The sequence below is a fragment of the Thauera sp. genome, from assembly GCF_035444905.1.
Classification (GTDB): Bacteria; Pseudomonadota; Gammaproteobacteria; order Burkholderiales; family Rhodocyclaceae; genus Thauera.
Genome location: NZ_DAOMPS010000003.1, coordinates 1 through 25,345 on the forward strand (window position 1 = coordinate 1; position 25,345 = coordinate 25,345).

General features: G+C 66.2%; 21 protein-coding genes and 3 tRNA genes. 6 read left to right on the forward strand and 18 right to left on the reverse strand.

The features are described from left to right. From PLC66_RS02015 to PLC66_RS02030, 4 genes are all read right to left on the reverse strand, one after another. Positions 1-193: hypothetical protein (locus tag PLC66_RS02015; protein ID WP_349769664.1), on the reverse strand; the 193-nt coding region annotated here is incomplete at its 3' end. After that, positions 168-242, reverse strand: a tRNA-Thr gene (locus PLC66_RS02020). The genes PLC66_RS02015 and PLC66_RS02020, both read right to left, overlap by 26 nt. A gap of 27 nt (positions 243-269) precedes the next feature. Beyond that, positions 270-343 (reverse strand) — tRNA-Gly (locus PLC66_RS02025). An 87-nt stretch (positions 344-430) separates the two neighbouring features. Then, positions 431-515, reverse strand: a tRNA-Tyr gene (locus PLC66_RS02030). Positions 516-734: 219 nt separating this feature from the next. Here PLC66_RS02030 and PLC66_RS02035 point away from each other — a divergent pair. Both PLC66_RS02035 and PLC66_RS02040 read left to right on the forward strand, forming a co-directional pair. Then, positions 735-1,481 (forward strand): class I SAM-dependent methyltransferase, encoded by a 747-nt coding sequence (locus PLC66_RS02035; RefSeq protein ID WP_324537409.1) that lies wholly within the window; start codon positions 735-737, stop codon positions 1,479-1,481. Positions 1,482-1,609: 128 nt separating this feature from the next. Further along, positions 1,610-2,317, forward strand: a complete 708-nt coding sequence (locus tag PLC66_RS02040) for a P-loop NTPase family protein (RefSeq protein WP_324537411.1) — start codon at positions 1,610-1,612, stop codon at positions 2,315-2,317. A 16-nt stretch (positions 2,318-2,333) separates the two neighbouring features. On the opposite strand, the gene PLC66_RS02045 is transcribed toward PLC66_RS02040, so the two are convergent. Beyond that, positions 2,334-2,963, reverse strand: coding sequence for a response regulator (locus PLC66_RS02045; protein ID WP_324537413.1), 630 nt, complete (start codon positions 2,961-2,963; stop codon positions 2,334-2,336). A 250-nt stretch (positions 2,964-3,213) separates the two neighbouring features. Between PLC66_RS02045 and PLC66_RS02050 the strand changes: the two genes are divergently transcribed. After that, complete coding sequence (locus tag PLC66_RS02050) at positions 3,214-5,166, forward strand: ATP-binding protein (RefSeq protein ID WP_324537415.1); 1,953 nt, start codon at positions 3,214-3,216, stop codon at positions 5,164-5,166. 70 nt (positions 5,167-5,236) lie between these two features. Beyond that, positions 5,237-5,665, forward strand: a complete 429-nt coding sequence (locus tag PLC66_RS02055; protein WP_324537417.1) for a PhaM family polyhydroxyalkanoate granule multifunctional regulatory protein — start codon at positions 5,237-5,239, stop codon at positions 5,663-5,665. A 29-nt stretch (positions 5,666-5,694) separates the two neighbouring features. On the opposite strand, the gene PLC66_RS02060 is transcribed toward PLC66_RS02055, so the two are convergent. The 11 genes from PLC66_RS02060 to PLC66_RS02110 all read right to left on the reverse strand — a co-directional run bounded on the left by PLC66_RS02060 (position 5,695) and on the right by PLC66_RS02110 (position 18,953). Then, positions 5,695-6,882, reverse strand: a complete 1,188-nt coding sequence (locus PLC66_RS02060) for a CaiB/BaiF CoA transferase family protein (RefSeq protein ID WP_324537419.1) — start codon at positions 6,880-6,882, stop codon at positions 5,695-5,697. Positions 6,883-6,978: 96 nt separating this feature from the next. Continuing rightward, on the reverse strand, positions 6,979-8,214 hold the full coding sequence (locus PLC66_RS02065) for a phenylacetate--CoA ligase family protein (protein WP_324537421.1): 1,236 nt from the start codon (positions 8,212-8,214) through the stop codon (positions 6,979-6,981). A 58-nt stretch (positions 8,215-8,272) separates the two neighbouring features. Beyond that, the gene (locus tag PLC66_RS02070) at positions 8,273-9,088 is read right to left on the reverse strand and encodes an ABC transporter ATP-binding protein (RefSeq protein ID WP_324537422.1); all 816 of its coding nucleotides are present in this window, start codon (positions 9,086-9,088) and stop codon (positions 8,273-8,275) included. A gap of 54 nt (positions 9,089-9,142) precedes the next feature. Continuing rightward, positions 9,143-10,474 (reverse strand): ABC transporter substrate-binding protein, encoded by a 1,332-nt coding sequence (locus PLC66_RS02075; RefSeq protein WP_324537424.1) that lies wholly within the window; start codon positions 10,472-10,474, stop codon positions 9,143-9,145. Between the two features lie 50 nt (positions 10,475-10,524). Next, positions 10,525-11,601 carry a branched-chain amino acid ABC transporter permease gene (locus PLC66_RS02080; RefSeq protein WP_324537426.1) on the reverse strand — a complete coding sequence of 359 codons (1,077 nt, stop codon included), beginning with the start codon at positions 11,599-11,601 and terminating at the stop codon, positions 10,525-10,527. A 15-nt stretch (positions 11,602-11,616) separates the two neighbouring features. Then, positions 11,617-12,546: a branched-chain amino acid ABC transporter permease gene (locus PLC66_RS02085; protein ID WP_324537428.1), complete on the reverse strand. Its 930-nt coding sequence runs from the start codon at positions 12,544-12,546 to the stop codon at positions 11,617-11,619. Positions 12,547-12,558: 12 nt separating this feature from the next. After that, positions 12,559-13,377 (reverse strand): ABC transporter ATP-binding protein, encoded by an 819-nt coding sequence (locus PLC66_RS02090; RefSeq protein ID WP_324537430.1) that lies wholly within the window; start codon positions 13,375-13,377, stop codon positions 12,559-12,561. A 14-nt stretch (positions 13,378-13,391) separates the two neighbouring features. Beyond that, positions 13,392-15,383: an AMP-dependent synthetase/ligase gene (locus tag PLC66_RS02095; RefSeq protein ID WP_324537432.1), complete on the reverse strand. Its 1,992-nt coding sequence runs from the start codon at positions 15,381-15,383 to the stop codon at positions 13,392-13,394. 196 nt (positions 15,384-15,579) lie between these two features. Then, positions 15,580-17,217: a diguanylate cyclase gene (locus tag PLC66_RS02100; protein WP_324537433.1), complete on the reverse strand. Its 1,638-nt coding sequence runs from the start codon at positions 17,215-17,217 to the stop codon at positions 15,580-15,582. Then, entirely contained in the window at positions 17,207-17,629 is a 423-nt protein-coding gene (locus PLC66_RS02105; protein WP_324537435.1) for a type 2 periplasmic-binding domain-containing protein, read from the reverse strand. Before PLC66_RS02105 ends, PLC66_RS02100 begins: the two co-directional genes overlap by 11 nt. Before the next feature lie 10 nt (positions 17,630-17,639). Then, complete coding sequence (locus tag PLC66_RS02110; RefSeq protein ID WP_324537437.1) at positions 17,640-18,953, reverse strand: porin; 1,314 nt, start codon at positions 18,951-18,953, stop codon at positions 17,640-17,642. A gap of 172 nt (positions 18,954-19,125) precedes the next feature. On the opposite strand from PLC66_RS02110, the gene PLC66_RS02115 reads away from it, so the two are divergent. Beyond that, positions 19,126-20,205 carry a flagellar motor protein MotA gene (locus PLC66_RS02115; RefSeq protein WP_324537439.1) on the forward strand — a complete coding sequence of 360 codons (1,080 nt, stop codon included), beginning with the start codon at positions 19,126-19,128 and terminating at the stop codon, positions 20,203-20,205. Between the two features lie 3 nt (positions 20,206-20,208). After that, positions 20,209-21,333: a peptidoglycan -binding protein gene (locus PLC66_RS02120; RefSeq protein WP_324537441.1), complete on the forward strand. Its 1,125-nt coding sequence runs from the start codon at positions 20,209-20,211 to the stop codon at positions 21,331-21,333. A gap of 13 nt (positions 21,334-21,346) precedes the next feature. On the opposite strand, the gene PLC66_RS02125 is transcribed toward PLC66_RS02120, so the two are convergent. Both PLC66_RS02125 and icmF read right to left on the reverse strand, forming a co-directional pair. Next, positions 21,347-21,775 carry a DUF2721 domain-containing protein gene (locus tag PLC66_RS02125; RefSeq protein ID WP_324537676.1) on the reverse strand — a complete coding sequence of 143 codons (429 nt, stop codon included), beginning with the start codon at positions 21,773-21,775 and terminating at the stop codon, positions 21,347-21,349. Between the two features lie 119 nt (positions 21,776-21,894). Then, positions 21,895-25,161 carry a fused isobutyryl-CoA mutase/GTPase IcmF gene (gene icmF, locus PLC66_RS02130; RefSeq protein ID WP_324537443.1) on the reverse strand — a complete coding sequence of 1,089 codons (3,267 nt, stop codon included), beginning with the start codon at positions 25,159-25,161 and terminating at the stop codon, positions 21,895-21,897. Positions 25,162-25,345: the final 184 nt, after the last annotated feature.

Genomic DNA, 25,345 nt, shown 5'->3' on the forward strand with positions numbered 1-25,345 from the left:
GCGTCGTCTTGCCATGGTCAACGTGGCCAATCGTGCCAACGTTCACGTGCGGCTTCGTCCGCTCAAACTTACCCTTAGCCATATCGCTATCCTTAAAATCAGAACCAGAAAAACCAGTGCGGCAGCCAATCGAGTTGGCCGCCGCGCCAGGCCAGGCAGAAAATGAGTGGTGCCCATGACGTGGATTGAACACGTGGCCTCTCCCTTACCAAGGGAGTGCTCTACCACTGAGCTACATGGGCTCCGAAACAGTACAAACGCAGCACATCTGGAGCGGGTGAAGGGAATCGAACCCTCGTCATAAGCTTGGAAGGCTTCTGCTCTACCATTGAGCTACACCCGCACTTACCACGCCGCAGCAAACTGCAATCGATTCACTACAACCACTTTCGCCGACCGCGCACGCTGCGCGGCACAACGACGATGTATCTGGTGGAGGGAGAAGGATTCGAACCTTCGAAGGCTGAGCCGTCAGATTTACAGTCTGATCCCGTTGACCGCTTGGGTATCCCTCCGTCGGGAAGCCCCGCACTATAGTGTCTCGAAATTGGGCTGTCAAATACTTTCTGCGAAAGCCCGTGTCATCTGCCATGCACGGCAAGGCCGACAGTGAAACGTGTCGCGCCGGCCCCGAGGGCACGGCCCTATCATGAGGGCAGTCACCGCAACCGCCCGCGAGCGATCGCCCCGCTGCAGCTTCAGCCCCACCACATCCAGCCCGACTCGAGCCTGCCATGGCGCCAGCCCTCAAAGCCCTGCTCGCCCAGGGCGCCGGCCTTGCCGGCGCCCTCCTCCTCGCCCGCAGCGCCGTCTTGAACGGACTGTGGCCGCTCGTGACCGCACAGGCGGCGCTGGCCGCACTGCTTGCAGTCTTGTTGCGCAGCGACCGCTGGTGGCTGCCCATCCATCTCGGCTTTCTTCCGCTCGTGGTGGCAGCGCAGCGGCTCGCACTGCACCCGGGCTGGTACCTGCTGGCCTTCATCGTGCTTGCCCTCACCTACTGGACGAGCTTTCGCAGCCAGGTGCCGCTTTACCTGAGCAATCGCGACACGGCACGGGCCGTGCTCGGGCTGCTCCCAGCGGGTCCGGCGCGGGTACTGGACATTGGCGCGGGCACCGGCTCGCTGCTGCGGCCGCTGGCCCGGTCGCGGCCCGACTGCCAGTTCACCGGCATCGAGCTGGCGCCAGCGAGCTGGCTGCTGGGGCGGGTGCTGACACGCCGGCTCGCCAACCTGCAATGGCGACGGGGCGACCTGTTCGCGGAGCCCTGGGCCGACTACGATGTGGTGTATGCCTTCCTGTCACCGGTGCCGATGGCCGCGGTGTGGAACAAGGCCCGGGCCGAAATGCGGCCGGGCAGCCTGCTGTTGAGCAACAGCTTCCCCGTTCCCGGCTGCGAACCGACGTTCGTCGTCGAAGTCGGAGATCGACGTCGCACACAGCTCTACGCCTACCGGATCGCGCCGGCCAGGGCCGCCTGAGGCACTCGGCCGATGGACGGAAATGACGGCACGAAAGCCCGCTTTTCGCGCGCTCGCACCGGTCGGCCGCACCGGATAATGCCTGCCATGCGCTGATTTGCGAGTGCAAAGCTGAGGACTGAGGATTCATGGCTGAGATCATCTGCGTGATCGGCAACAAGGGCGGGACCGGCAAGACCACGCTCTCCCACATGCTGTGCCAGGGTCTGGGGCTGCTCGGCCAACGTGCGGCCTGCGTGCTCACCGACACGTCGCGCGAACCCCTGATTCCCACTGGGCGCCGCTATGTGATCGCCGATGCACGCACTCGCGACGCGCTGACCAAGGTCGTGGACAAGCTGCGCACCCTGGAGGACTGGATCGGCGTCATCGACGGCGGCGGCAACCGCACCGAGATGGACCGCAAGCTCTACGCCCTGTCCGACATCGTGCTGCTGCCCTTCCGCGAGTCGCACGAGGACATCCGCACCGTGCTGCGCGACCTCGAGATGTTCCCGCGCGCCTACGCCGTGCCCACGCAATGGCCGCACAATGCGTGGCAGCGCGAGGCCGCCGACCGCAGCGTGGCGCAATGGATGGGGGCCTACCGCCATCGCATCCTGCGTCCGGTCAATGCACTGTCGTCATCCAAGCTGTTGCTGCACAAGCAGCTTCCCGAGCAGTTGCCAACGCCGCTCGCCAACGCCTGCCGCGCGATCGCGCGCCAGGTGCTTGAAGTGCTTGAAATCGACTTCATTGACGACGGGCAGGAGTACGAGGTGGAAGAGACGGTCGAGCGCCTGCCCGCAGCCGACATGCCGCTACGCCTGACGCAGGGCGTGCGGCGCTCGCACTGAAGAAGCGCCGCGCAGGCTACAGGCGGGTGCCGCTGCGCGCCAGCGCAACCAGCGCCTGGGCCCGATTGGCCACGCCCAGCGCGCGGAAGATGGCGGTCATGTGGACCTTCACCGTCCCCTCGGACAAGCCCAGCAGATCGGCAATCTCACGATTCGTCCGCCCACTGGCGAGCAGTTCCAGCACCCGGCCCTGGGCAGCGGTCAGGACGAAGTCAGCAGCCACCTGCGCGGGGGCGTGCGCCGGGGCCGCGGGTCGTGTCGGCGGTACCATCGGCATGCCGCCCTCGAGCACGCTGCGCACGGTCTGCAGCAACACCTCGCTCGAGCTGGACTTGGATACGAAACCCGAGGCGCCGGCCTTGATCGCGCGGTGCACCGAAGCCTCGTCGTCCATGGCGGAGACCACGATCGCCGGCATGTCGGGAAAGCGCTTGGCGAGGATCGCCAGGAGCGAGAAGCCGTTCATCTCGGGCAGCATCAGATCGATGATCGCCAGATCCAGATCGCCGTCCTGCTGGAGCCGCGCGAGAGCCTCGTCGGCACTCGCCGCCTCGATGCAGCACACCGCCTCGCCGAGGCGCACCACGGCCTGGGCCATGGCCTCACGCACCAGCGCATGGTCCTCAACGATCAGAATCTTGGTCAACACGCGCTCCGCAACGTTTCTGGTACCGCTCGCCATGCAGGGCGCGCAGGATAGCATGCGAGATCCGTGAGACCCTATGCCGCACCGGGGAAACAGCGGACAATCCGAGCGCCTACCCTCTCCACGCCATGTCACGTCCTGCTCCTGCCCGGCTCGCCGCGCCGCGACCCACTGCGATCGGCGCGCGCGCGCGACCAGCCCTTGCGCGACACCTTGCTCTCCGCGCTCCGGTTGAGCGAGGAAACGGGTCATGATCGAACGCTGGGGCGTACGCGCCCGCGTGACCTTCGTCGCCTTCGTGCCGATGGTGGTGCTGGCCGCGCTGATGACGGCCACCCATACCAGCCTGCGCCTGTCCGACCTGGACGAAGCGCTGGTCGCGCGCGCCCAGGCGCATACTCGCCAGTTGGCGGCGGCGAGCGAATATGCGGTGTTCTCCGGCGACCAGGAGTCCCTGCACCAGCTCAGCAGCGCCCTGCTGCTCGAAGACGACATCGCCTCGGTCTCCATCCTCGACCCCGACGGCAAGGTGCTGGCGCAAGCCGGGCGATCGCCGGATACACGAGCGGACGATGCAGGCGCCACGCGCTCGGGCATGGCGGCGGCAGGCTCGCGGCACTGGCTTCGCATCGTCGAGCCGATCCGCTACAGCCCGCTCGCGACCGATCCGACCAATGAGCTTGGCATGGGCGACGGCGCCGCCACGTCGCCAGCACTCGGCACCGTGGTCGTCGAGGTGTCACTCGCACGCATCCAAGACCGTCGCGCCCAGCTGCTGTGGATTGGCGCGGGCTGGATGCTGGTGGTGGCGCTGGGCAGCCTGCTCTTCGCGCGTGCCATGAGCCGCACCGTGAGCGGGCCGATCCGCAGCGTCGCCGAGACGGTGACACGCATTGGCCAGGGCCAGTTGCACGAGCGCGTCCACATCCGCGAAGGGGGCAGCCTGCGCATGCTGGCCGAGGGCGTGAACGAGATGGCTGAACGCCTGACTGACGCCCACGCGTCGATGTCGCGCCGGATCGAGGAGGCCACGGCGGAGCTGCGCGCGCGCAAGGAAGAGGCCGAGCGGGCGAATCTCGCCAAGTCGCGCTTTCTCGCCGCCGCCAGCCACGACCTGCGCCAGCCCCTGCACGCACTCGGCTTGTTCCTGTCCGAGCTCCAGCAACAGGCACTCGCACCCCGGAGCCGGCAGATCACCGAGCGCATCGGCGCGTCGGCCGAGGCGATGGAGAACCTGCTCGACGGCCTGCTCGACATCTCCCGCCTCGACGCCGGCGTGCTCAAGCCAGTGCCATGCAGCTTCGACCTGCGGGCCGTACTCGAACGCGTCGTCGCCGGCCACGCGCCCAGCGCCGATGCACGCGGGCTTCGCCTGCGGCTGCATTGCGCGTCATGCTGGGTACATAGTGATCCGCACCTGTTCGAGCGCATCATCTCCAACCTCGTCAGCAATGCGATCCGCTACACGCCGGCCGGCAGCGTGCTGGTCGCCTGCCGCCGGCACGGCGCGCAGGTCCGGGTGGAGGTGCGCGACAGCGGCCTCGGGATCGCGAAAGATGCCCAGCACATCATCTTCCAGGAGTTCGTCCAGCTCGATAACGTCGAGCGTGCGCGTGACAAGGGACTCGGCCTTGGACTGGCGATCGTGCGCCGACTCGTCGACCTGCTCGATCTGCGCCTCGACCTGCGCTCGGCCCCGGGCCGCGGCTCGGTGTTCGCGGTCGCCTTGCCCCGCGGCGAGCCGCCGAGCCCGCTCGGAATCGAGGAAAACGCACGCGCCCTCGGACGTTTCGACGGCCTGCGCGTGGCACTGGTCGATGATGACCCGCTGGCCTGCAGCGCCATGCACGACCTGCTGACGAGCTGGGGCTGCGAGGTGATCAGCGCGGCCAGCGCGGACGAGCTGATCGCCCAGCTCGAGGGCGGGCCGATCCCGGACATCCTGCTCACCGACCTGCGCCTGCGCGGCGCCTGTGACGGCCTAGTGCTGATCGAACGCGTTCACGCCCGACCGGCCACCCGTCGGCTGCCGGCCATCGTCGCCAGCGGCGAGATCGCCAGCGAGACCCTCGCGCGCATCCACGCCAGCGGCGTGCAATTGCTGCACAAGCCGGTGCGCCCCGCACGCCTGCGCGCACTGATGCACCGCCTGTTGTCGGCCTCCACGGCCGCCGGCGCGACCGACGACGCATGCTCGGCATGAGCAATGCACAGGAAGCCCAGCGCATCGGGTAAGATTCGCGCACACCCTTCAATCAGCCGGGAGTCACGCAATGTCGCAGGATCAGAATGCCCAGGACCCGCTCGAGTTCGTGCGCGGCATGTGGAGCAGCATGGGCTTTTCGCTACCGGGCATGGTCACCCCGACCTTGGATGTGGACGAGCTCGACAAGCGCATCGCCGACATGAAGGCGGTGGAAGGCTGGCTGAAGATGAACCTGAACATGCTGCAGATGAGCACCCAGGGGCTGGAAATGCAGCGCGCCGCGATCGCCGCCGTCAAGGCCATGAGCCAGCATGCGCAAGGGGCCGAAGCGCCGAGCGCCGACCCGGCGGCCAACCCCTTCGCAGCCGCCGCTTCGATGTGGCCATGGAACATGATGAACACCCAGCCGGCCGGCGAATCGCAGGCTGCCGCGGCGGAAGCCGCGGCCAAGGCGACCAGCCGCGGCGGGCGGCGCAAGGCCCCCGCCGACAAGTAAATCAGGCCGCCCCTGCGCGCCGGGCCGGCTCAGATCACGCCAGCCGCGCGCAGACGGGCAAGCTCCTCGCCCTCCACCCCCAGCGCAGCGAGGATCGCCTCGCTATCCTCTCCTGCGCGCGCCGGCGCCGGCCGGGGCTCGGTCCACGGCATGCGATCCATATGCACCGGTGGCCCGAACTGGCGGATTGCACCGGCGTCCACCACCATGTTGCGCGCGCGAAGCTGGGCATCCTGCAAGCTCTCCTCCAGCCTCAACACCGGCGTGACGCAGCAGTCGACGCGGTCGAACACCTCGATCCAGGCCTGCTGGCTGCGGCTGCCGAAGATCGCCTCGAGCTCAGCCCTCACCTGCGCCCCGACCTCGCCGCGGGCGAGATGGCCGGGTTTCAGATCGGGCCGGCCCAGGGTGTCGCACAGCAGGTGCCAGAACTTCTCCTCCAGCGCGCCCACGGCCATGTGCCGCCCGTCGGCGGTCTCATAGACGCCGTAGCAGGGCACGCCGCCGCTCACCAGATCCTCGCCGCGTGGGCGCGCGCGCCCCGTGGCCAGCACCTCGGCCAGCGGAAAGATCGCATGGGCGAACGCCGCGTCGGTCATCGACACGTCCACATGGCGGCCCCGTCCGCTGCGCTGCGCATCGAACAAGGCGACCATGATGCCCATCACCGCCGCCATCGTGCCTCCCAGCAGATCACCGATCTGCAGATTCGGCAGCACCGGCGGACCACCTGCAGCACCGATCTGGTCGAGCACGCCGGCGTAGCCGATGTAGTTGATGTCGTGGCCCGCGCGCTCGGCATAGGGTCCGGTCTGGCCATAGCCGGTGATGCTGCACAGGACCAGGCGCGGATTGCGCGCGGCGAGCACGGCGTAGCCAAGCCCGAGGCGGTCCATCACGCCGGGGCGAAAGCCCTCGACCACCACATCGGCGCCTTCGATCAGGCGCAGGAACAAGGCCTTGCCCTCGGCCTGCTTGAGGTCCAGCCGCAGGCTGCGCTTGTTGCGGTTGACGATCTGGTAGAAATAGCTCGTGTCGCCGCCCATCGCGCCCATGCTGCGGGCGTAATCCCCGGCGCCGGTATCCTCGACCTTGATGATCTCGGCGCCGTAGTCGCCCAGATGCTGGGTCGCGAGCGGCCCCGGCAACAGACGGGTGAGGTCGAGGATGCGCACGCCCTCGAGCGGACGGCGGTCAGCGTGATTCCCTGCTTGCATGCATGCTCCCGTTGCTGGCAGCGCGCACGCCCCGCGCCGGCCCGGGGCCCGGGGCGCGGGGTGCCGGGTCAGCGCGGCGGTGCGCCTGCCTGTCGATTATTCATAAACCCGCACGTCGTCGATGACCTTGCCGTCGTTGGCAAGCGCCCCTGAAGGCAGGAAGGCGACTTCACCACGCAGCTTGGTCAGCTCCCGGATGTTGGCGGCGATCGCCCCGGCCAGCGCCTCGCTGCCGCCACCGGCGACCTCGCACATCAGCGTCATGCGGTCGTTGAGCCCGGGATTATCCACCACCAGGCGGGCGCGACGGATCTCGGGATGGCGGCGCACCACCTCGGCGATCTGGCCGGGATGCACGAACATGCCCTTGACCTTGGTCGTCTGGTCCGCCCGCCCCATCCAGCCCTTGATGCGCAGGTTGCTGCGGCCGCAGGGCGAAACACCCGGCAGCACCGCCGACAGGTCGCCGGTGCCGAAGCGGATCAGCGGGTAGTCGGGATTGAAGGTGGTGACCACCACCTCGCCCACCTCCCCCACCTCGACCGGGTCGCCCGTGCCGGGACGGACGATCTCGAGCACGATGTCCTCGTCCACCACCAGGCCCTCACGCGCCGGCGTTTCATACGCGATGAGCCCGATGTCGGCGGTCGCGTAGGCCTGGAAGGCCTGGATGCCGCGCGCAGCGAAAGCGTCGCGCATGCTCGGCGGGAAGGCCTCGCCGGACACGAAGGCCTTGGTGAAGGAGACGGCAACGCCGAGCTCGTCGGCCTTGTCGAGCAGGATGCGCAGGAAGGACGGCGTACCCACGTAGGCATTTGGCCGCAGGTCCGCGATCGCCGCCAGTTGCTGCTCGGTCTGGCCCACGCCGGCCGGGAACACCGTGCAGCCCAATGCGTGGGCGGCGGTCTCCATCATCGAACCGGCCGGCGTGAAGTGGTAGGAGAAAGTGTTGTGCACCAGGTCGCCGGCACGGAAGCCGGCCGCGTGCAGTGCGCGCGCCAGGCGGTAGTAGTCGGGTCGGGCGCCCTCGGGTTCGTACAGCGGCCCCGGCGAGGCGAACACCCGCCGGCAGCCCTGGCCCCAGCCCACCGCCGCGAAGCCGCCAAAGGGGCGCGCCGCCTTCTGGCGCTCGAGCAGCTCGGACTTGCGCGTCACCGGCAGCGTGGCCAGGGCCTCGCGACTGACGATGCTGTCCGGGTCGACGTCCTCGAGCAGCTTGGCGAACGCCGGAGCGTTCGCCTTGGCGTGGGCGATCTGGCCGGGCAGGCGCGCAAGCAGCTCGCGCTCGCGCGCGGCGGGGTCGAGGGTTTCGCGGTGGTCGTGAAAATTCATGTCGGCATCCTTGCGCGATCCGGTATCGAGGAGGTGCGGCGCCGAGGCGCCCGGCGGCTCAGCTCAGCCAGCGCTTGCGGCGACGGTAGTGCTTGACGTCGCGGAAGCTCTTGCGCCCTTCGCCCGACAGGCCGAGGTAGAACTCCTTGACGTCCTCGTTGGTCGCCAGGTCCTTCGCGGCGCCTTCCATCACGATGCGGCCGTTCTCCATGATGTAGCCGAAGTCGGCATAGCGCAGCGCGACCATGGTGTTCTGTTCGGCGAGCAGAAAGCTCACCCCTTCCTTGGTGTTGAGGTCCTTGACGATCTCGAACACCTCCTCGACGATCAGCGGCGCCAGACCCATCGAGGGCTCGTCGAGCAGCACCAGCTTGGGCTTGGCCATCAGCGCACGACCGATCGCGCACATCTGCTGCTCGCCACCCGAAGTGTAGGCCGCCTGGCTGTTGCGCCGCGTCTTCAGGCGCGGGAAGTAGTTGTAGACCTTCTCCAGCGTTTCCTCGACTGCGGCCTTGCCGTCGGTGCGGGTGTAGGCGCCGGTGCGCAGGTTTTCGTCGATGGTGAGGTGGCCGAAGCAGTGACGGCCCTCCATGACCTGCACGACACCGCGCTTGACGAGGTCTGCGGGCGTCATCGAGTCAACGCGTTCGCCGTTGTACTCCACCGAGCCCTTGGTCACCTCGCCACGCTCGCCCTTGAGCAGGCTGCTGACCGCACGCAGCGTAGTGGTCTTGCCGGCGCCGTTGCCTCCGAGCAGGGCAACGATGCTGCCCTCCTGCACCGACAGCGACACGCCCTTGAGGACGAGGATCACGTGGTTGTAGATCACCTCGACGTTGTTGACACTGAGGAAGGCTGTATTGGGAGCGTTCATCTTGGATTCCACCACGAGGCCGCCACGCCCGAGGGCGCGGCGGCATGTTTCAACTTACTCCGCGCACTGCTCGACGGTACGGCGCTGAATGCCCTTCTCGGCGGCGTACTTGGTGGCCGCGTCGGCCACCATCGGGCCGAGAACCGACGCATCACCCTCGTACCAGTCGGAGCTGAACTCCCACTTGGCGCCATCCCAGGTGTGTACCCGCGCCCAGGCCGCGCCCATGTGGTCGTTGCACGAGGTCTTGACCGGGCGCATCACCCCCTCGAAGCCCATCCCGTCGAGCTTTGCCTGATCCAGATTGAGATTCTCCAGGCCCCAGCGCACCTGCTCGCCGGTCATGACCTTGCCCTTGCCGTAGCGCTCCTGCGCGGCCGCCACGCCCTCGACACCGAGCATGGCCGAGATCAGGCCACGCATGTAGAGCACCGAACCGACCTCGTCCTTCGGCCCGGTCCCCTGGCCCTTGTCGTGCACCAGGGCGAGCACGTCCTTCACCACCTTGCTGTTGGGCTCGGCACCGTGCTGCAGGGCGAGCGCGCTGTAACCCTTGGCGCCGGCACCGACATCCTTGACGTCGGGTTCCGCGCCCGCCCACCAGATGCCGAGCATCTTGTCGCGCGGATAGCCGGTGGCCTGAGCCTCCTTGATCGCGGTGGAGTTCATGACACCCCAGCCCCACAGCAGCACATGGTCCGGGCGGTCGCGGCGGATCTGCAGCCAGGTGGCCTTCTGCTCGACACCCGGGTGGGCGACCGGCAGCAACTGGAGATCGAAACCGTGCATCTTGGCGCGCTCCTGCAGCAGCGGGATCGGCTCCTTGCCGAAGGGGCTGTCGTGGTAGACCAGCGCGATCTTCTTGCCCTTGAGCTTGTCCATGCCGCCCATCTGCTTGGCGATATGCTGGATGGCGACGTCAGCGCCGACCCAGTAGGTGCCCAGCAGCGGGAAGTTCCACTTGAACACCGTGCCATCCTGCGACTCGCTGCGGCCATAGCCGGAAGTGATCAGCGGAATCTTGTCCACCGGGGCCTTCTCCGTCATGGCGAAAGTCACACCGGTCGACAGCGGCTGGAACACGGTGGCGCCCTTGCCCTTCAGGCGCTCGTAGCACTCGACACCGCGGTCGGTGGCGTAGCCGAACTCGCACTCCTCATAGCTGAGCTTGACACCGTTGACGCCGCCCTGGGCATTGACCAGTTTCAGGTAATCGACGTAGCCGTTGGCCCAGGGGTTGCCGTTGGCGGCATAGGCGCCGGTGCGATAGACCAGCACCGGGAAGAACTGCTCGGACGCCTGGGCGTGGGCTGCGGGGGTGAACACGGCGGACGACAGGCCCACCGAGGCGATGGCGGCCGCAAGGGCCAGGGTGCGGAATTTCATGAGTCTCCTCCTTATGATTGCTTCATGGGCACTGCGACAAAACCGCTGCATCAGTGGGGGAAGGGCCACAGACGCAGTTTCTGCTTGGCGATCGACCACAGTCGGGCGAGGCCATGGGGCTCGACGATCAGGAAGAAAATGATCAACGAACCGAAGATGATGAGCTCGGCATGCGAGATACCGGCGGTCGACACGGTGACCCCGATCAGCCCCCCCACGAAGGGCAGGAACTGGTTCAGGAAGATCGGCAGGATCACGATGAAGGCGGCGCCGAAGAAGCTGCCCATGATCGAGCCCATGCCACCGATGATGACCATGAACAGCAACTGGAAGGAGCGATCGACCGAGAACGCCGCCGGCTCCCACGAACCGAGGTGCACGAAGCCCCACAGCGCCCCGGCCACACCGACGACGAAGGAACTCACCGCGAACGCCGAAAGCTTGGCGAACATCGGGCGGATGCCGATGACTTCCGCCGCCACGTCCATGTCGCGGATCGCCATCCACTGGCGGCCGATGCTGGCGCGAGTGAGGTTCTTGGCCAGCAGCGCGAACACCACCACGAAGATCAGGCAGAACAGGTACTTCTCGGTCGGCGTGTTGATCACCCAGCCGAAGGCCTCCAGCTTGGCCACCGACACCGAGCCCGAGGCCGAGTAGTTGGTGAACCAGCCGATGCGCAGAAAGGCCCAGTCGCACAGGAACTGCGCGGCCAGCGTCGCCACCGCCAGGTAGAGGCCGCGCACCCGCAGGCTGGGGATGCCGAACAGGATGCCGAAGGCCGCTGCCGCCACGCCACCGAGCAGCATCGCCAGCACCAGCGGCATGCCGTCGATGCGCACCATGAAGTTGTAGGCCGCATAGGCGCCGATCGCCATGAAGGCCCCCGCCCCCAGGGTGATCTGGCCGCAGTAGCCCACCAGCAGGTTCACCCCCAGCGCCGCCAGTGACAGCAACAGGAAGGGGATCAGGATGGCGCGAAACAGGTACTCGTCGGCCAGCATCGGCACGCCGATGGCGGCGAAGGCGATCAGACCGAGGACGAACCACTTGTCCTGGGCGATCGTGAAGATCTGTTGGTCGGCCAGGTAGCTCGTCTTGAACTGGCCATTCTCACGATAAATCACTGTTCTCTCTCCCCGTCAGACGCGGTTGATGATCTTTTCGCCGAACAGACCCTGCGGCCGGAACAGCAGCACGATGAGTGCCATCACGTAGGCGAACCAGATTTCGATGCCGCCGCCAACGTAGGGTCCGAGATAGACCTCGGACAACTTCTCGCCGACGCCGATGATGAGACCGCCGACGATCGCACCCGGCACCGAGGTCAAGCCGCCGAGGATCACCACCGGCAGCGCACGCAGCGCCACGGTGACGAGGGAGAACTGCACGCCCATCTTCGAGCCCCAGATGATGCCCGCCACCAGCGCCACCAGACCGGCCACGCACCACACGATCACCCAGGTCTTGTTGAGCGGAATGCCCACCGACTGCGCCGCCTGGTGGTCATCGGCCACCGCCCGCAACGCCCTGCCCACCGCGGTCTTCTGGAAGAAGACGGTGAGGCCGGCGACCAGCACCGCCGCCAGCGCCGCGGCGATGAAGTCTTCCTTGTTGATCATGACGCCGCCTTCGATGAGGCCCTCGAACATGATCACCGGGTCCTTCGGCATGCCGACGTTGATCGAGTAGATCTCGCTGCCGAAGAAGGTCTGGCCCAGGCCCTCGAGCACGTAGGCGATGCCCAGCGTCACCATCAGCAGCGTGGCGCCTTCCTGGTTGACCAGCTTGCGCAGCACGAAGCGCTCGACGGTCCACGCCACGGCGAACATCACGATGCCCGCACCGATGATGCCGATCACGTTGGCGAGGAACAGGCTGTCGCCGCCCAGCGCCGCGTTCGACCACTCGGAGAAGCGGGCCATCGCCAGCGCGGCGACCAGCACCATCGCCCCCTGGGCAAAGTTGAACACCCCGGAAGCCTTGAAGATGAGCACGAAGCCCAGCGCGACCAGCGAGTACAACATGCCGGTCATCAGGCCGCCCAACATCGTTTCGATAAAGAATCCCATGTCCCGCTCCGCTCAGTGACCGCTGCCCAGATAGGCGTTGATGACGTCCTGGTTGTTGCGCACCTCGTCAGGCGTGCCGTCGCCGATCTTCTTGCCGTAGTCCAGCACCACCACACGGTCGGAGATGTCCATCACCACCCCCATGTCGTGCTCGATGAGCACGATCGTGGTGCCGAACTGGTCGCTGATGTCGAGGATGAAGCGGCACATGTCCTGCTTTTCCTCGACGTTCATGCCCGCCATCGGCTCGTCGAGGAGCAGGATCTGCGGCTCCATCGCCAGCGCGCGGCCAAGGTCGACACGCTTCTGCAGACCGTAGGGCAGCGCGCCCACCGGCGTCTTGCGGATGTGCTGGATCTCGAGGAAGTCGACGATCTCCTCGACCTTGGCGCGGTGCGCGATCTCCTCGTTGCGTGCGGCGCCGATCCACAGCGCCTGCTGGAAGAGGTTGCACTTCATCTTCAGGTTGCGGCCGGTCATGATGTTGTCCAGCACGCTCATGCCCTTGAACAGCGCGATGTTCTGGAAGGTGCGCGCGATGCCCTGCTGGGCCGCCATGTGCGGCTCCATCTTCTTGCGCTCCTGGCCGCGGAACATGATCCTGCCTTCCTGCGGGTGATACACCCCGTTGATCACGTTGAGCATCGAGCTCTTTCCGGCGCCGTTGGGGCCGATGATGGCGCGCACCTCGTGCTCGCGGATATTGAAGCTGATGTCGGTCAGCGCCTTCACCCCGCCAAAGCGCAGCGAGATGTTCTGCAGGTCGAGGATCACGTCGCCGAACTGGCGCCCCGTCTGAGCCGCGGGCGCGGCATTGCTTGCAGTCGTCATTGTCTCGTCTCTCCTCACGCGGCCTGCTTGCCGGCCTGCGGCACGAAGGTCTTGACCTCCTCGATGCGCAGATCGGCGGACACCTTGGCGGTGCGACCGTCTTCGTACTTGACCTGGGTCTCGATGAACTGGGTCTTCCTGCCTTCGAACATGGCGTCGATCAGCTCGCCGTACTTCTCGGCGATGAAGTTGCGCCGCACCTTGCGCGTGCGGGTGAGCTCGCCGTCATCGGCATCGAGCTCCTTGTGCAGGATCAGGAAGCGCTTGATCTGCGAGCCACTCATGTTGGGGTCGTTGGCGAGATCGGCATTGACCTTCTCGACACAGTCGCGGATGAGGTCATACACCGCGGACTGCTGGGCCAGATCGGCATAGCCGGAGTAGGCCATGCCCTTCTTCTCGGCCCAGTTGCCCACCGCCTCGAGATCGATGTTGATGAAGGCGGTGACGAACTCCTTGCCGTTGCCGAAGGTGACCGCCTCCTTGATGTGCTGGAAGAACTTGAGCTTGTTCTCGATGTAGTTGGGCGCGAACATCGTGCCGTCGGCCATCTTGCCAACGTCCTTGGCGCGGTCGATGATCTTGAGGTGACCATCCTCGTCGAAGAAGCCCGCGTCGCCGGTCATGAAGTAGCCGTCGGCGTTGATCGACTCGGCGGTGGCGTCCGGGCGCTTGTAGTAGGCCTTGAGCAGCATCGGCCCCTTGACCAGGATCTCACCGTTGTCGGCGAGCTTGACCTCGACGAAGGGCGCCGGCTTGCCGACCGAATCGAGCTTGATCTGGCCGTCCGGCTGCAGGCACACATAGGCGCAGGTCTCGGTCTGGCCGTAGAGCTGCTTGAGGTTGATGCCGATCGAACGATAGAAGCGGAACAGATCGGGTCCGATCGCCGCACCGGCAGTGTAGGCGACGCGGATGCGGCTCATGCCGAGCACGTTCTTGAGCGGGCCGTACACCAGCAGGTTGCCCAGCCAGTACTGGAAGCGGTCACCGCCCGACACCGGCTTGCCGTCGAGGATGTCGGCACCGCAGCGGCGGGCGACGTCCATGAAGTGACTGAAGATCTTGCGCTTGAGGGCGCCGGCGTCTTCCATGCGGATCATCACCTGGGTAAGCAGGTTCTCGAACACGCGCGGCGGGGCGAAGTAATAGGTCGGACCGATCTCGCGCAGGTCGTTCATGACCGTCTCGCCCGACTCGGGACAGTTGATCGTGAAGCCCGCCACCATGGCCTGCGCGAAGGAGAACAGGTGGTCGCCCACCCAGGCCATCGGCAGGTAGGACAGGATGTCCTCGCGGTCGGTGAGCTTGTCGAACTGCATGCCGCCACGCGCCGCGGCGATGAAGGCGCCATGGGTCTGGCACACGCCCTTGGGCTTGCCGGTGGTGCCCGAGGTGTACAGCATGATCGAGATGTCGTCTGAGGCGCCCTTGGCGATCTCGCCATCCAGGAAGTCCGACTGGTTGCGATCGTGGATGCGCCCCATCTCCTGCAGCTCGTCCAGCCCCATCAGCAGGGTCTCGGTGTAGTGCCGCATGCCGCGCGCATCGTCGTAGATCACGTGCTCGAGCAGCGGCGCCTCGGGCTGGATCTCGAGCATCTTGTCGACTTGCTCCTGGTCCTCGACGATGGCGAACTTGATCTCGGCGTCCTGCAGCACATAGACCATCTCCTGCGCCACCGCATCCTGGTACATCATCACCGGGATGCCGCCCAGGCACTGGCAGGCGGCGACCGACCAGTACAGGCGCGGCCGGTTGTCGCCGACGATGGCAAGGCGATCGCCGCGCTTGAAGCCAAGCTGCGCCAGACCGCAGGCGATTGCCCGCACGTTTTCCGCCACCTGCGCCCAGCTGTAAGTCTGCCAGATTCCGTAGGCCTTCTCGCGCATCGCCGGCTGCTGCGGCCTGGCCTTCGCGTGATGCATCAGGTAGCGCGGAAAGGTGTCCAGCCCGCCCTCTGCACCCTGCCCGTGGATATCGGACCTGCCCTTGCCTGTGTCCATTCCACACTCCTCCTTCGGTTTTTGTCCTGTCTGTCTCGACACCCGGGCCACTGTTGTGAGTTGTACGGCCGGGCGGGACGCGAAGCGGCGTCCGAGTCAGTTCAGGCTGGAGTGTGACAAGCCACTTTTGCGCAACTGTTTGTGGAATGTACTGAATTGTTGCAGGTGGCGCGGCAGGCGCGATCCGCCCGCAGATTCAGGTGGGGAAAGCGAAGCGGTACTGGCTCTTGCCGCCTTTCTTGGCCTCGTACATCGCCCCGTCCGCGCGCCGCAACAGCTCTGCGAGCTGCGCGGGCGGACAGTGGGTGTAGGCCACCCCGACGCTGGCCCCGATCGTGACCAAGACGCTCTCGCTCACGGCGAACGGTTGAGCGAGCAGGTCGACCAGCTTGCCGGCAATCTGGCGCGCCATCGAGATCGAGTTCAGACGCTCGAGCAGCACGACAAACTCGTCGCCACCGATCCGCGCGACCTTGTCGCTGCGGCGTACGATGGATTCCACGCGACGGGCGACCAGTTTCAGGAGCTCGTCGCCGGCCTCGTGCCCGTGGGTATCGTTGACTGCCTTGAAGCCATCGAGATCGAACATCAGCAGGCACAGCCCGGCCGCCTCTCGGCTTTCCCTTGCAGCGGCGCCATAGACCTTCTCCACGCCACGGCGGTTGAGCAGGCCCGTCAGGGCATCGCGCTCGGCCTGGGTGCGCGCCAGCGCCTCGGCACGCTTGCGCTCGGTCACATCGTTGATGATCCCCTGCAGCATGCCGGGCGAGCCTTCGAGCGGATTGAGCACCACATTCAGCCAGCGCACGTAACCACTCGAATCGCGACACTCGAAATCAGCACCCGGCAGCGGGCGCCCGAGCGCTGCTTCACCCAGCATGTGAGCGAAGTGACCCTCGGCGTCGACGAAGCGCTCACCGAGGATGAAACGACCTTCACGGTCGTCGCGCAAGGGCAGGTTGAGCAGCCGTGCCAGCCAGGGATTCCAGTCCGACAGGCGGCCCCCGGCATCGATCGTGCACAGGCCGGTCTCGGCATTGTGGAAGATCAGCCGCCACTTGCGTTCGGCCGCCGCGTGCAGCTCACGCGCCCGCCGCTCGCTGACGAGGCTGACAGCCATGCGGTCGATCAAGCCGTTGATGTCCTCCGCCAGGCGGCCGATCTCGTCGTGCTCATGGCCGCGCGGCGCCGCCACGTGCGCCCCACCCTCGGCATCGAGTCGATGCAGATCGTCGGACAGCGTCCGGATAGGGCGCGTGACGCCGCGCGTCACGACCCAGCTCACCCCCAACGTGATCAGCACGACCTCGATTGCAAGAATCAACGCAATGAAGCGCGAATAACTTGCGGCGTCGCGAGCGATGACCTCGACTGCCGGCACGATGCGAAGCTGGCCGATGACCTCGGTGTCGTCAAAGGGCGAATGCAGGGGCTGACTCAGGGCAAGAGGCTGCCGCAAGCCGACGGGGCTCGCATCGGGCCCGCCCGCGGCGGCGAGGACGATGCCGCTGTCCTCGATCACCGCCTGCGCGATGCTGCGGTTGTTCAATAGACCGATCACCACCTCGGTCGCGAGCTGAGCGTCACCGGCGAAGGCGGCCACGCTGGCGGCGCGCTCGACGGTCGACATCAGCTCGACCAGCGCACCATTGAGGCGGTCGCGCTCGGTCCGCTCGATCAAGACCGCACTGAACCAGGCCACGACGGCACCGATCACGCCACCGAAGAGCAGGATCAGCAGCGTGGCACGGACTGCCAGCCCGCGCCGGACAGGCCGTGGCGGAGGAATGGGGGCCACCGCCTGCGCGGCGGCGACGGTCAGATCAGGGCCCAAGACGCATCACCACCCTGGCACGAGGATCGAGCTGGTCGGCCCGGACGAAGGCGATCGCGCTGCGGCTGTCGAGCACCATTTCGATCGCCTCCTGCGCACTTGCCACACGCAGGGGCGGCTGGGTGCGCCCGGAGAACTGCAGACGGGCCCAGTAGGCGTTGATCTCGGCCAGATTGCGCCCGACCAGGCTCTGGTAGAAGGCAGCACGCAAAGGCTCGACATCGATGACCGTCACCCGCTCACCCGACGGCAGTTGCCGCAGGCGGCCCAGGAAGATGTGGCTGGCCTGCTGGCGACTGAGCTCGCCGATGCTGCTCTCCGGATGCGTCACGATCAGCAGCTCGTCGGCGAGCGCATCCTTGCCCACGAAGGCAAGCAGCGACACCATGCAAATGATGAGAAATCTGTACATGGCGGGCCTCTCAGAACACGAAGTCGATCGTGGCTGAGAACAGCGTCAATCCGCGCGGACCTGTCCTGAAACCCCTGTCGTCGAGCAGGGACGATGAACGCTTGGCTTCGATGCGGTCCACCTGCAGCTTGAAGGCAGCGTTGTCGGCGAAGTCGTAGCGGACGCCGGCGCCAACCGTGTGTTGGTCATGCCTGATGAATTCGCGGTTGTGCAACCAGAGCGACTGAAGTTGTCCCCCCTGCAACGGCGCGGGCCAGGACAATTCGCGCTCGACCGCGTCGATGACGCTTCGCGAGTAACTCAGGTAAGGCTTCCAGGCGCCGAATCGATAGGACGCTGTCGCCCCGAGGCCCCAGCCTTCATGTCCGGGATGAATGGACATCGACATATCGGTACCGACGAACTGCAGTGACATCGGGCCGCGTTCCCAGCCGACGCCCAACCCGAGATATGTGACACGATTGGTCTCAGTGATCTCGGTTGCGCGCTCGGCCGCCTGCGGAAAGTCAAGAAAGGGCGCCTGGGCGAGACCAAAAAGCGCCTGCGCCAGCGTCCCCATCCGAGGATGACGGGTCGCCGTCATGCTTCCCCAGGCGAGCTTCACGCTGAGTTCAGGCCCGACCCAGTCGAGCGCCGCACCAAAGGTACGCCCGCGATTCATCTCGTATATCTCGTCGCTCAGGAAGACTCCACCTCGGGTGCGCCCGCCAAAGAGCTTCAGGCGCATCAAGCCCTGGCCGACGAAGGCCTGGAATGCGGCGTCCACGCCGTCGAAGGTATCGAAGGTCAGCCGGCCATACACATCCGCGTAGGGCCTCACCGTGGTGTAGGAGTAGCCGACATGGCGTGAGTCGCCATCGAGATAGATATCCACCGCCATGCGTCCGGCACGAAACTCCGACCAATCGTTGGGCGCGTACTTGACGAAGCCCCACGTCAGTTGCGGCGTCCATTTGCGGTCGATGTCCTGGCGGCTCACCACCTGGCCCATGACCGACCAGTTGGCATCGATCTGGCCATTGAGCTGGAGGCCGAGCAGGCTGTCGCCCCGGGTCTCGAGGTGACCACTACGGACGCCGCCGCGCTGGTCGACGCTCCGCCGGAAGAGGGTGTCGTCCTCATCGTGGTAAGCCACGCCGAGCGTGCCGAAGCCGCTCACGGACCAGACCGGCGGCAGGCCGCGATCGGCCACGACGGGCTCCGCCGCGAAGCAGGACAGGCTCGCACCCAGGATCGAAGTCGCGAGTGCCGCGAGTAATCTGGTTTTCACACAGGGAATCCGGAATTCGCTCTTGTTTTTGATGTTTTTAATTATTTTGGCCATACTGCACCGCATTTGCAATTAGTAACCGATTATTGTGGTTGCTGAACATGACGTGGATCACAAAAGGGGATTCGCGCGGCCCGAATGCTGCACGATTCGCGCTAGACTGGCGCGCGGATCTCTACCCGTAATGGGCGCCTGCACGGTGCCCCGCGATCAGGAAGCTTCGTCGATGGAACGCAAGGCCTTCACCAAACCCGTCCATGTCACGACCTGGATGGCTGTCTTCCTCGCCCTCGTCGCCCTGCTCGCCGCCGCACTCGTTCCCCAGCTCAAGCATGCCTTCCTCGCCAATGCCGCCTTCAATGGCGTCATCCTGTTCGTGCTGGCGATCGGCATCGCGGTCAATCTGCGCCAGGTCTGGCGGCTGCAGCGCGAGGTGCTGTGGATCGAGGACTTCCAGCACGCCGAGCCGAACAGTCCCCCGAGCGGGCTGCGTCCGGTCCTGCTCGCACCGATGGCGCGCCTGCTGTCCACACGCCAGCGCGGCAAGTTCAACCTCTCGCCCACCTCCACCCGCTCCATCCTCGACAGCGTGCAGATCCGCCTCGAGGAGCAGCGCGACCTGTCGCGCTACCTGATCGGGCTGCTGATCTTTCTCGGCCTGCTCGGCACCTTCTGGGGCCTGCTGGTCACCATCCGCTCGATCGGCGAGATCATCGGCAACATGAGCGTCGGCACCGACCCGGTGGCGATGTTCGAAGCGCTCAAGACCAAGCTCGACGAACCGCTCGGCGGCATGGCGACGAGCTTCTCGACCTCGCTGTTCGGTCTGGCCGGCTCGCTCATCGTGGGCTTTCTCGACCTGCAGTCCGGTCACGCGCAGAACCGCTTCTACAACGAGCTGGAAGAATGGCTGTCGCACATGACCAAGTTGCCCTCGGGCGTCGGTGTCGAAGCCGAAGGCAACGTGCCCGCCTACGTGCAGGCCCTGCTCGAGCAGACCGCCGAGAGCATCGAACGCATGCAGCGCTCGGCTGCCGAGTCCGAACGCGAACGCCGCGCCACCGCCGAACACCTGGGCGAACTCAACAATCAGCTCGGCCGCCTCGCCGACCTCATTACCCGCGAGTCGCGTGACCTCTCGACCCTGTCCGCCTCGCAGGACGATCTGCGCGGCCTGATTCGCCAGCTCGCCCAGCAGCCCGCACAGGGCGCGCAGTTCTCCGAGGACCTGCGCGCCGAGCTGCGCCTGCTGTCGCGCACCATCGCCGCCGCACTCGGCGGCCAGGGCAGCCACAAGGCGGACTGAACCATGGCCCGTCTCGCCCGCCGCCGGCCGATGGACTTCTGGCCCGGCTTCGTCGACGCCCTCGCCTCGCTGCTGATGGTGCTGGTGTTCGTCATCCTGATCTTCGTCATCGGCCAGTTCGTGCTCGCCGACGCGGTGAGCGGGCGCGACCGCGCGCTGGCCCAGCTCAACGCCGAGCTGGCCGCCCTCGCCCAGACCCTGAGCCTGGAAAAGTCCGCCCGCGAACGCGCCGACCTGCAGGTCGGCGAGCTGAGCGCCTCGCTCACCGCCTCCGAGCGCGAGCGCGAAGCCCTGTCCACCGAGTTGCTGACGGCACGCGACGAACTCCACACCGCCCAGGACGAAGCCCGCGCCCAACGCGAGGAGGCCGCCCGCCTCACCGCCGACATCGCGGCCCTGCAACGCCTGAAGGCCGAGCTCGAGGCCGAGGCCGCCCGGCTGGCCAGTGCGCTCGACGACAGCGAGCGCGGCCTCAAGGAACAGACCGAGATGTCGGCCGCCGCGATCGCCCAGGTCGAACTCCTCAACCGGCAGCTCGCCGCGGTGCGCGAGCAGCTCGAACAGCTCAACGCCGCACTCGACGCCGCCAAACTCGCCGCCAGGGACAAGGACCTCAAGATCGAGGAGCTGGGCCGCGAGCTCAACCTCGCGCTGGCGGCACGGGTGCAGGAGCTCGCCCGCTACCGCTCCGAATTCTTCGGTCGCCTGCAGGCCGTGCTCGGCGAGCGCAAGGACATCCAGATCGTCGGCGACCGCTTCGTGTTCTCGAGCGAGGTGCTGTTCCCCACTGCGTCCGACGAGGTCAGCGCCGAGGGCATGATCCAGCTCACCCGCCTGGCAGAAACGCTTAAGGCGCTGTCCGCCGAGATCCCGGCCGACCTGCCCTGGGTCCTGCAGGTCGACGGCCACACCGACCGCCGGCCGATCGCCACTGCGCGCTTCCCTTCGAACTGGGAGCTGTCCACCGCGCGCGCGCTCGCCATCGTCAAGTTCCTGCGCACCCAGGGCATTCCGCCCGATCGCCTGGCCGCCACCGGCTATGGCGAGTTCCACCCCCTGGATGCGCGCAGCACCGAGGACGCCTACGCGCGCAACCGGCGCATCGAGCTCAAGCTCACCAGCCGCTGAGCGCGCGCCCTGCTCAACGCCGCCCGGCGGGGTCCCGGGCGAGGCTGTCCTGCGGACGTGCCGCCTGCTCCAGATCCTTCACCACCACCGACAGCGCCTCGGTGGAGATCAGCACCTCGATCAGTGACAGCACCAGGGACAGCGCAAGCGTCAGGATGCTGGCGCCGAACATGAGCTGCCCTGTCGTCTGCGCCTCCATGAACAGTGCGAACATCGACAGCGCGCACAACAGGAAGCTGAGCACGCCGAAGCCCTGCATGTACTGCGTCAGCACGATCCGTCGTTTCAACCCGGGCAACTGCCCCTGCACCAGCGGCGCGGTGCGATCGAGCGAGGCGGCGAGCTGGCGCACCACCTGGGCGAGGGTCAGGAATCGATTGGTGTAGGCGAGCAGCAACAGCGAGATCGCCGGAAACAGCAGCGCGGGCGTGGTGAGGTTCATGGCGGCGGGCGAAGGTTTGGACAACCACCATTTTCGCCTGCGTGCTGCATGAAAAAGAAAAAAAACGGCGCCGAAGCGCCGTATCCCAAGTGGGAGAGTGGGGGGAAAGCGGATCGTGCTTACATGCTGCGGCGATACTGGCCGCCGACCTTGTACAGCGCGTCGGTGATCTGGCCGAGCGAGCAGTAGCGCACCGCATCGACCAGCACCTCGAACACGTTGGTGTTGTCGATCACGGCCTGCTGCAGCCTGGCCTGCCACTTCGGTGCCTCGGCCTTGTTGCGGGCATGGAAGTCGGCCAGCCGCTTCAACTGGCCCTGCTTTTCTTCCTCGGTCGAACGGGCGAGTTCGATCTCCTGCTGGGCCTGGCCCTTCGGGTTGAGGAAGGTGTTCACGCCGATGATCGGGTAGGAGCCGTCGTGCTTCTTGTGCTCGTAGTAGAGCGACTCCTCCTGGATCTTGCCGCGCTGGTAGCCGGTTTCCATCGCACCCAGAACGCCGCCGCGGCTGGCGATGGCCTCGAACTCCTTGAGCACCGCCTCTTCGACGAGGTCGGTGAGCTCCTCGATGATGAAGGCGCCCTGGTTCGGGTTCTCGTTCTTGGCCAGGCCCCACTCGCGGTTGATGATGAGCTGGATCGCCATCGCACGGCGCACGGACTCTTCGGTCGGCGTGGTGATCGCCTCATCGTAGGCGTTGGTGTGCAGCGAGTTGCAGTTGTCGTAGATTGCGATCAACGCCTGCAGCGTGGTGCGGATGTCGTTGAAATCCATCTCCTGCGCGTGCAGCGAGCGGCCCGAGGTCTGCACGTGGTACTTCAGCTTCTGGCTGCGCTCGTTGGCGCCGTACTTGTTCTTCATCGCTACCGCCCAGATGCGGCGGGCGACGCGGCCGATCACCGAGTATTCCGGGTCCATGCCGTTGCTGAAGAAGAAGCTCAGGTTGGGCGCGAAGTCGTCGATGTGCATGCCGCGGGCGAGGTAGGACTCGACGTAGGTGAAGCCGTTCGACAGCGTGAAGGCGAGCTGGCTGATCGGGTTCGCGCCGGCCTCGGCGATGTGGTAGCCCGAGATCGACACCGAGTAGAAGTTCTGCACCTTGTTATGAACGAAATACGCCTGGATGTCGCCCATCATCTTCAGCGCGAACTCGGTCGAGAAGATGCAGGTGTTCTGGCCCTGGTCTTCCTTCAGGATGTCGGCCTGCACCGTGCCGCGCACGGTCGACAGCGTCCACGCCTTGATCTTGGCGTATTCGTCCTCGGTCGGGTCGCGACCGTTGTCGGCCTTGAACTTGGCGATCTGCTGGTCGAGCGCGGTGTTGAAGAAAAAGGCGAGGATGATCGGCGCCGGGCCGTTGATCGTCATCGACACCGAGGTGGTCGGCGCGCACAGGTCGAAGCCGTCGTACAGCACCTTCATGTCGTCGAGCGTGGCGATCGACACGCCCGAGTTGCCGATCTTGCCGTAGATGTCCGGACGCGGGTCGGGGTCGCAACCGTACAGGGTCACCGAGTCGAAGGCGGTCGACAGGCGGTGTGCCGGCATGCCCTCGGACACTTTCTTGAAGCGTCGGTTGGTGCGGAAGGCGTCGCCCTCGCCGGCGAACATGCGGGTGGGGTCCTCACCCTCGCGCTTGAAGGCGAACACGCCGGCGGTATAGGGGAAGGAGCCGGGGACGTTCTCCTTCATCAGGAACTTGAGCGTCTCGCCCTCGTCCTCGAAGCTGGGCAGCGCCACCTTGCGGATCTTGCTGCCCGACAGCGAGGTATGGGTGAGCTGGGTGCGGATCTCCTTGTCGCGGATCTTCACCACGTACTCGTCGGCGGCGTACAGCGCCTTCTCGGTCGGCCACTGCTCGAGCAGCTTCTTGGCCTGCGGGGTGAGCTCGCCGTCCTTCCAGTTGATCAGCTCGTCGAACGAACCGGCGTCCTTGCCGCACTGCTCGAACAGCCCCTTGGCGATCTTCAGCGACTGGCGCTCGCGCGCGACGCGTGCCTGCTGCTCGACGTGCTTGTGGTAGCCGCGCACGGTGTCGGCGATCTCGGCCAGGTAGCGGATGCGTTCGGCGGGGACAATCGCGCGGCCTTCGCTCGACGCCTTCACGGCCACCACCGGCAGCTTGCTCTTGGCGGCCTTCAGGCCCTTGCCGACCAGCGCCGGCAGCACCGCCTGGTACAGCGCGGTGACGCCGTCGTCGTTGAAGCGCGCCGCCATGGTGCCGAACACCGGCATCTCGTCCGGGCTCTGGCTGAACAGCTCACGGTTGCGCTGGTATTGCTTGCGCACGTCGCGCAACGCATCCTGCGCGCCCTTGCGGTCGAACTTGTTGATGGCGACGAAGTCGGCGAAATCGAGCATGTCGATCTTCTCGAGCTGGCTGGCGGCACCGAACTCCGGCGTCATTACGTACAGCGACAGATCGACGAAGGGCACGATCGCGGCGTTGCCCTGGCCGATGCCCGAGGTCTCGACGATGACCAGGTCGAAGCCGGCCAGCTTGCACGCGGCGATGACCTCGGGCAGCGCGGCCGAGACTTCCGAGCCGGTGTCGCGGGTGGCGAGCGAGCGCATGTAGATGTTGTCGTGCTCGATCGCGTTCATGCGGATTCGGTCGCCCAGCAGCGCGCCGCCGGTACGCTTGCGCGAGGGGTCGATGGAGACGATGGCGAGCTTGAGCTTGTCGTCCTGGTCGAGGCGGAAGCGGCGCACCAGCTCGTCGGTGAGCGAGGACTTGCCCGCGCCGCCGGTGCCGGTGATGCCCAGGGTCGGCACCCTGGTCTTGGCGGCGGCCTCGATCAGCGCCTTCTTGACCTCGTCACCGTAGCCGCCGTTCTCCAGCGCGGTGATGATCCGCGACAGCGCGCGGCGGTCGCCGGCGGCGAGCGCCTTCAGCACCGCGTCGGCCTTCTGCGGCGCGGCCTTGGTGATGTCCATGTCGCAGCGCTCGACCACGCTGTTGATCATGCCCTGCAGACCCATCTTGGCGCCGTCCTCGGGCGAGAAGATGTGGGTGACGCCGTATTCGTGCAGCTCACGGATCTCGGCCGGGACGATCACACCGCCGCCGCCGCCGAACACCTTGATGTGCTCACCGCCGTTGGCCTTGAGCAGATCGATCATGTACTTGAAGAACTCGACGTGGCCGCCCTGGTAGCTGGTGATGGCGATGCCCTGCACGTCTTCCTGCAGCGCGGCATTGACGATCTCGCCCACCGAACGGTTGTGGCCGAGGTGGATGACCTCGGAGCCGGTCGACTGCAGGATGCGGCGCATGATGTTGATCGAGGCATCGTGGCCGTCGAACAGGGCGGCGGCGGTGACGAAGCGCACCTTGTTCTTCGGCTTGTAGGGCGAAAGCTTGTGCGCAACGCTCAGATCGGTCATATCGGTCTCCCCCCTGGGATGATGGATTTCAATATCTGAATGGTAGAAGCCGCGCGGCTGCATTGCCATTGCTCCGGCGGACTTCAATCATGCAAAATCCGCCAATCACCCACGTCCGCTCTGCCTGCCCACCCGTCCCCACGCCATGCCGACCCTTGAGCCTGCCAACAGCACCGAAAACCGC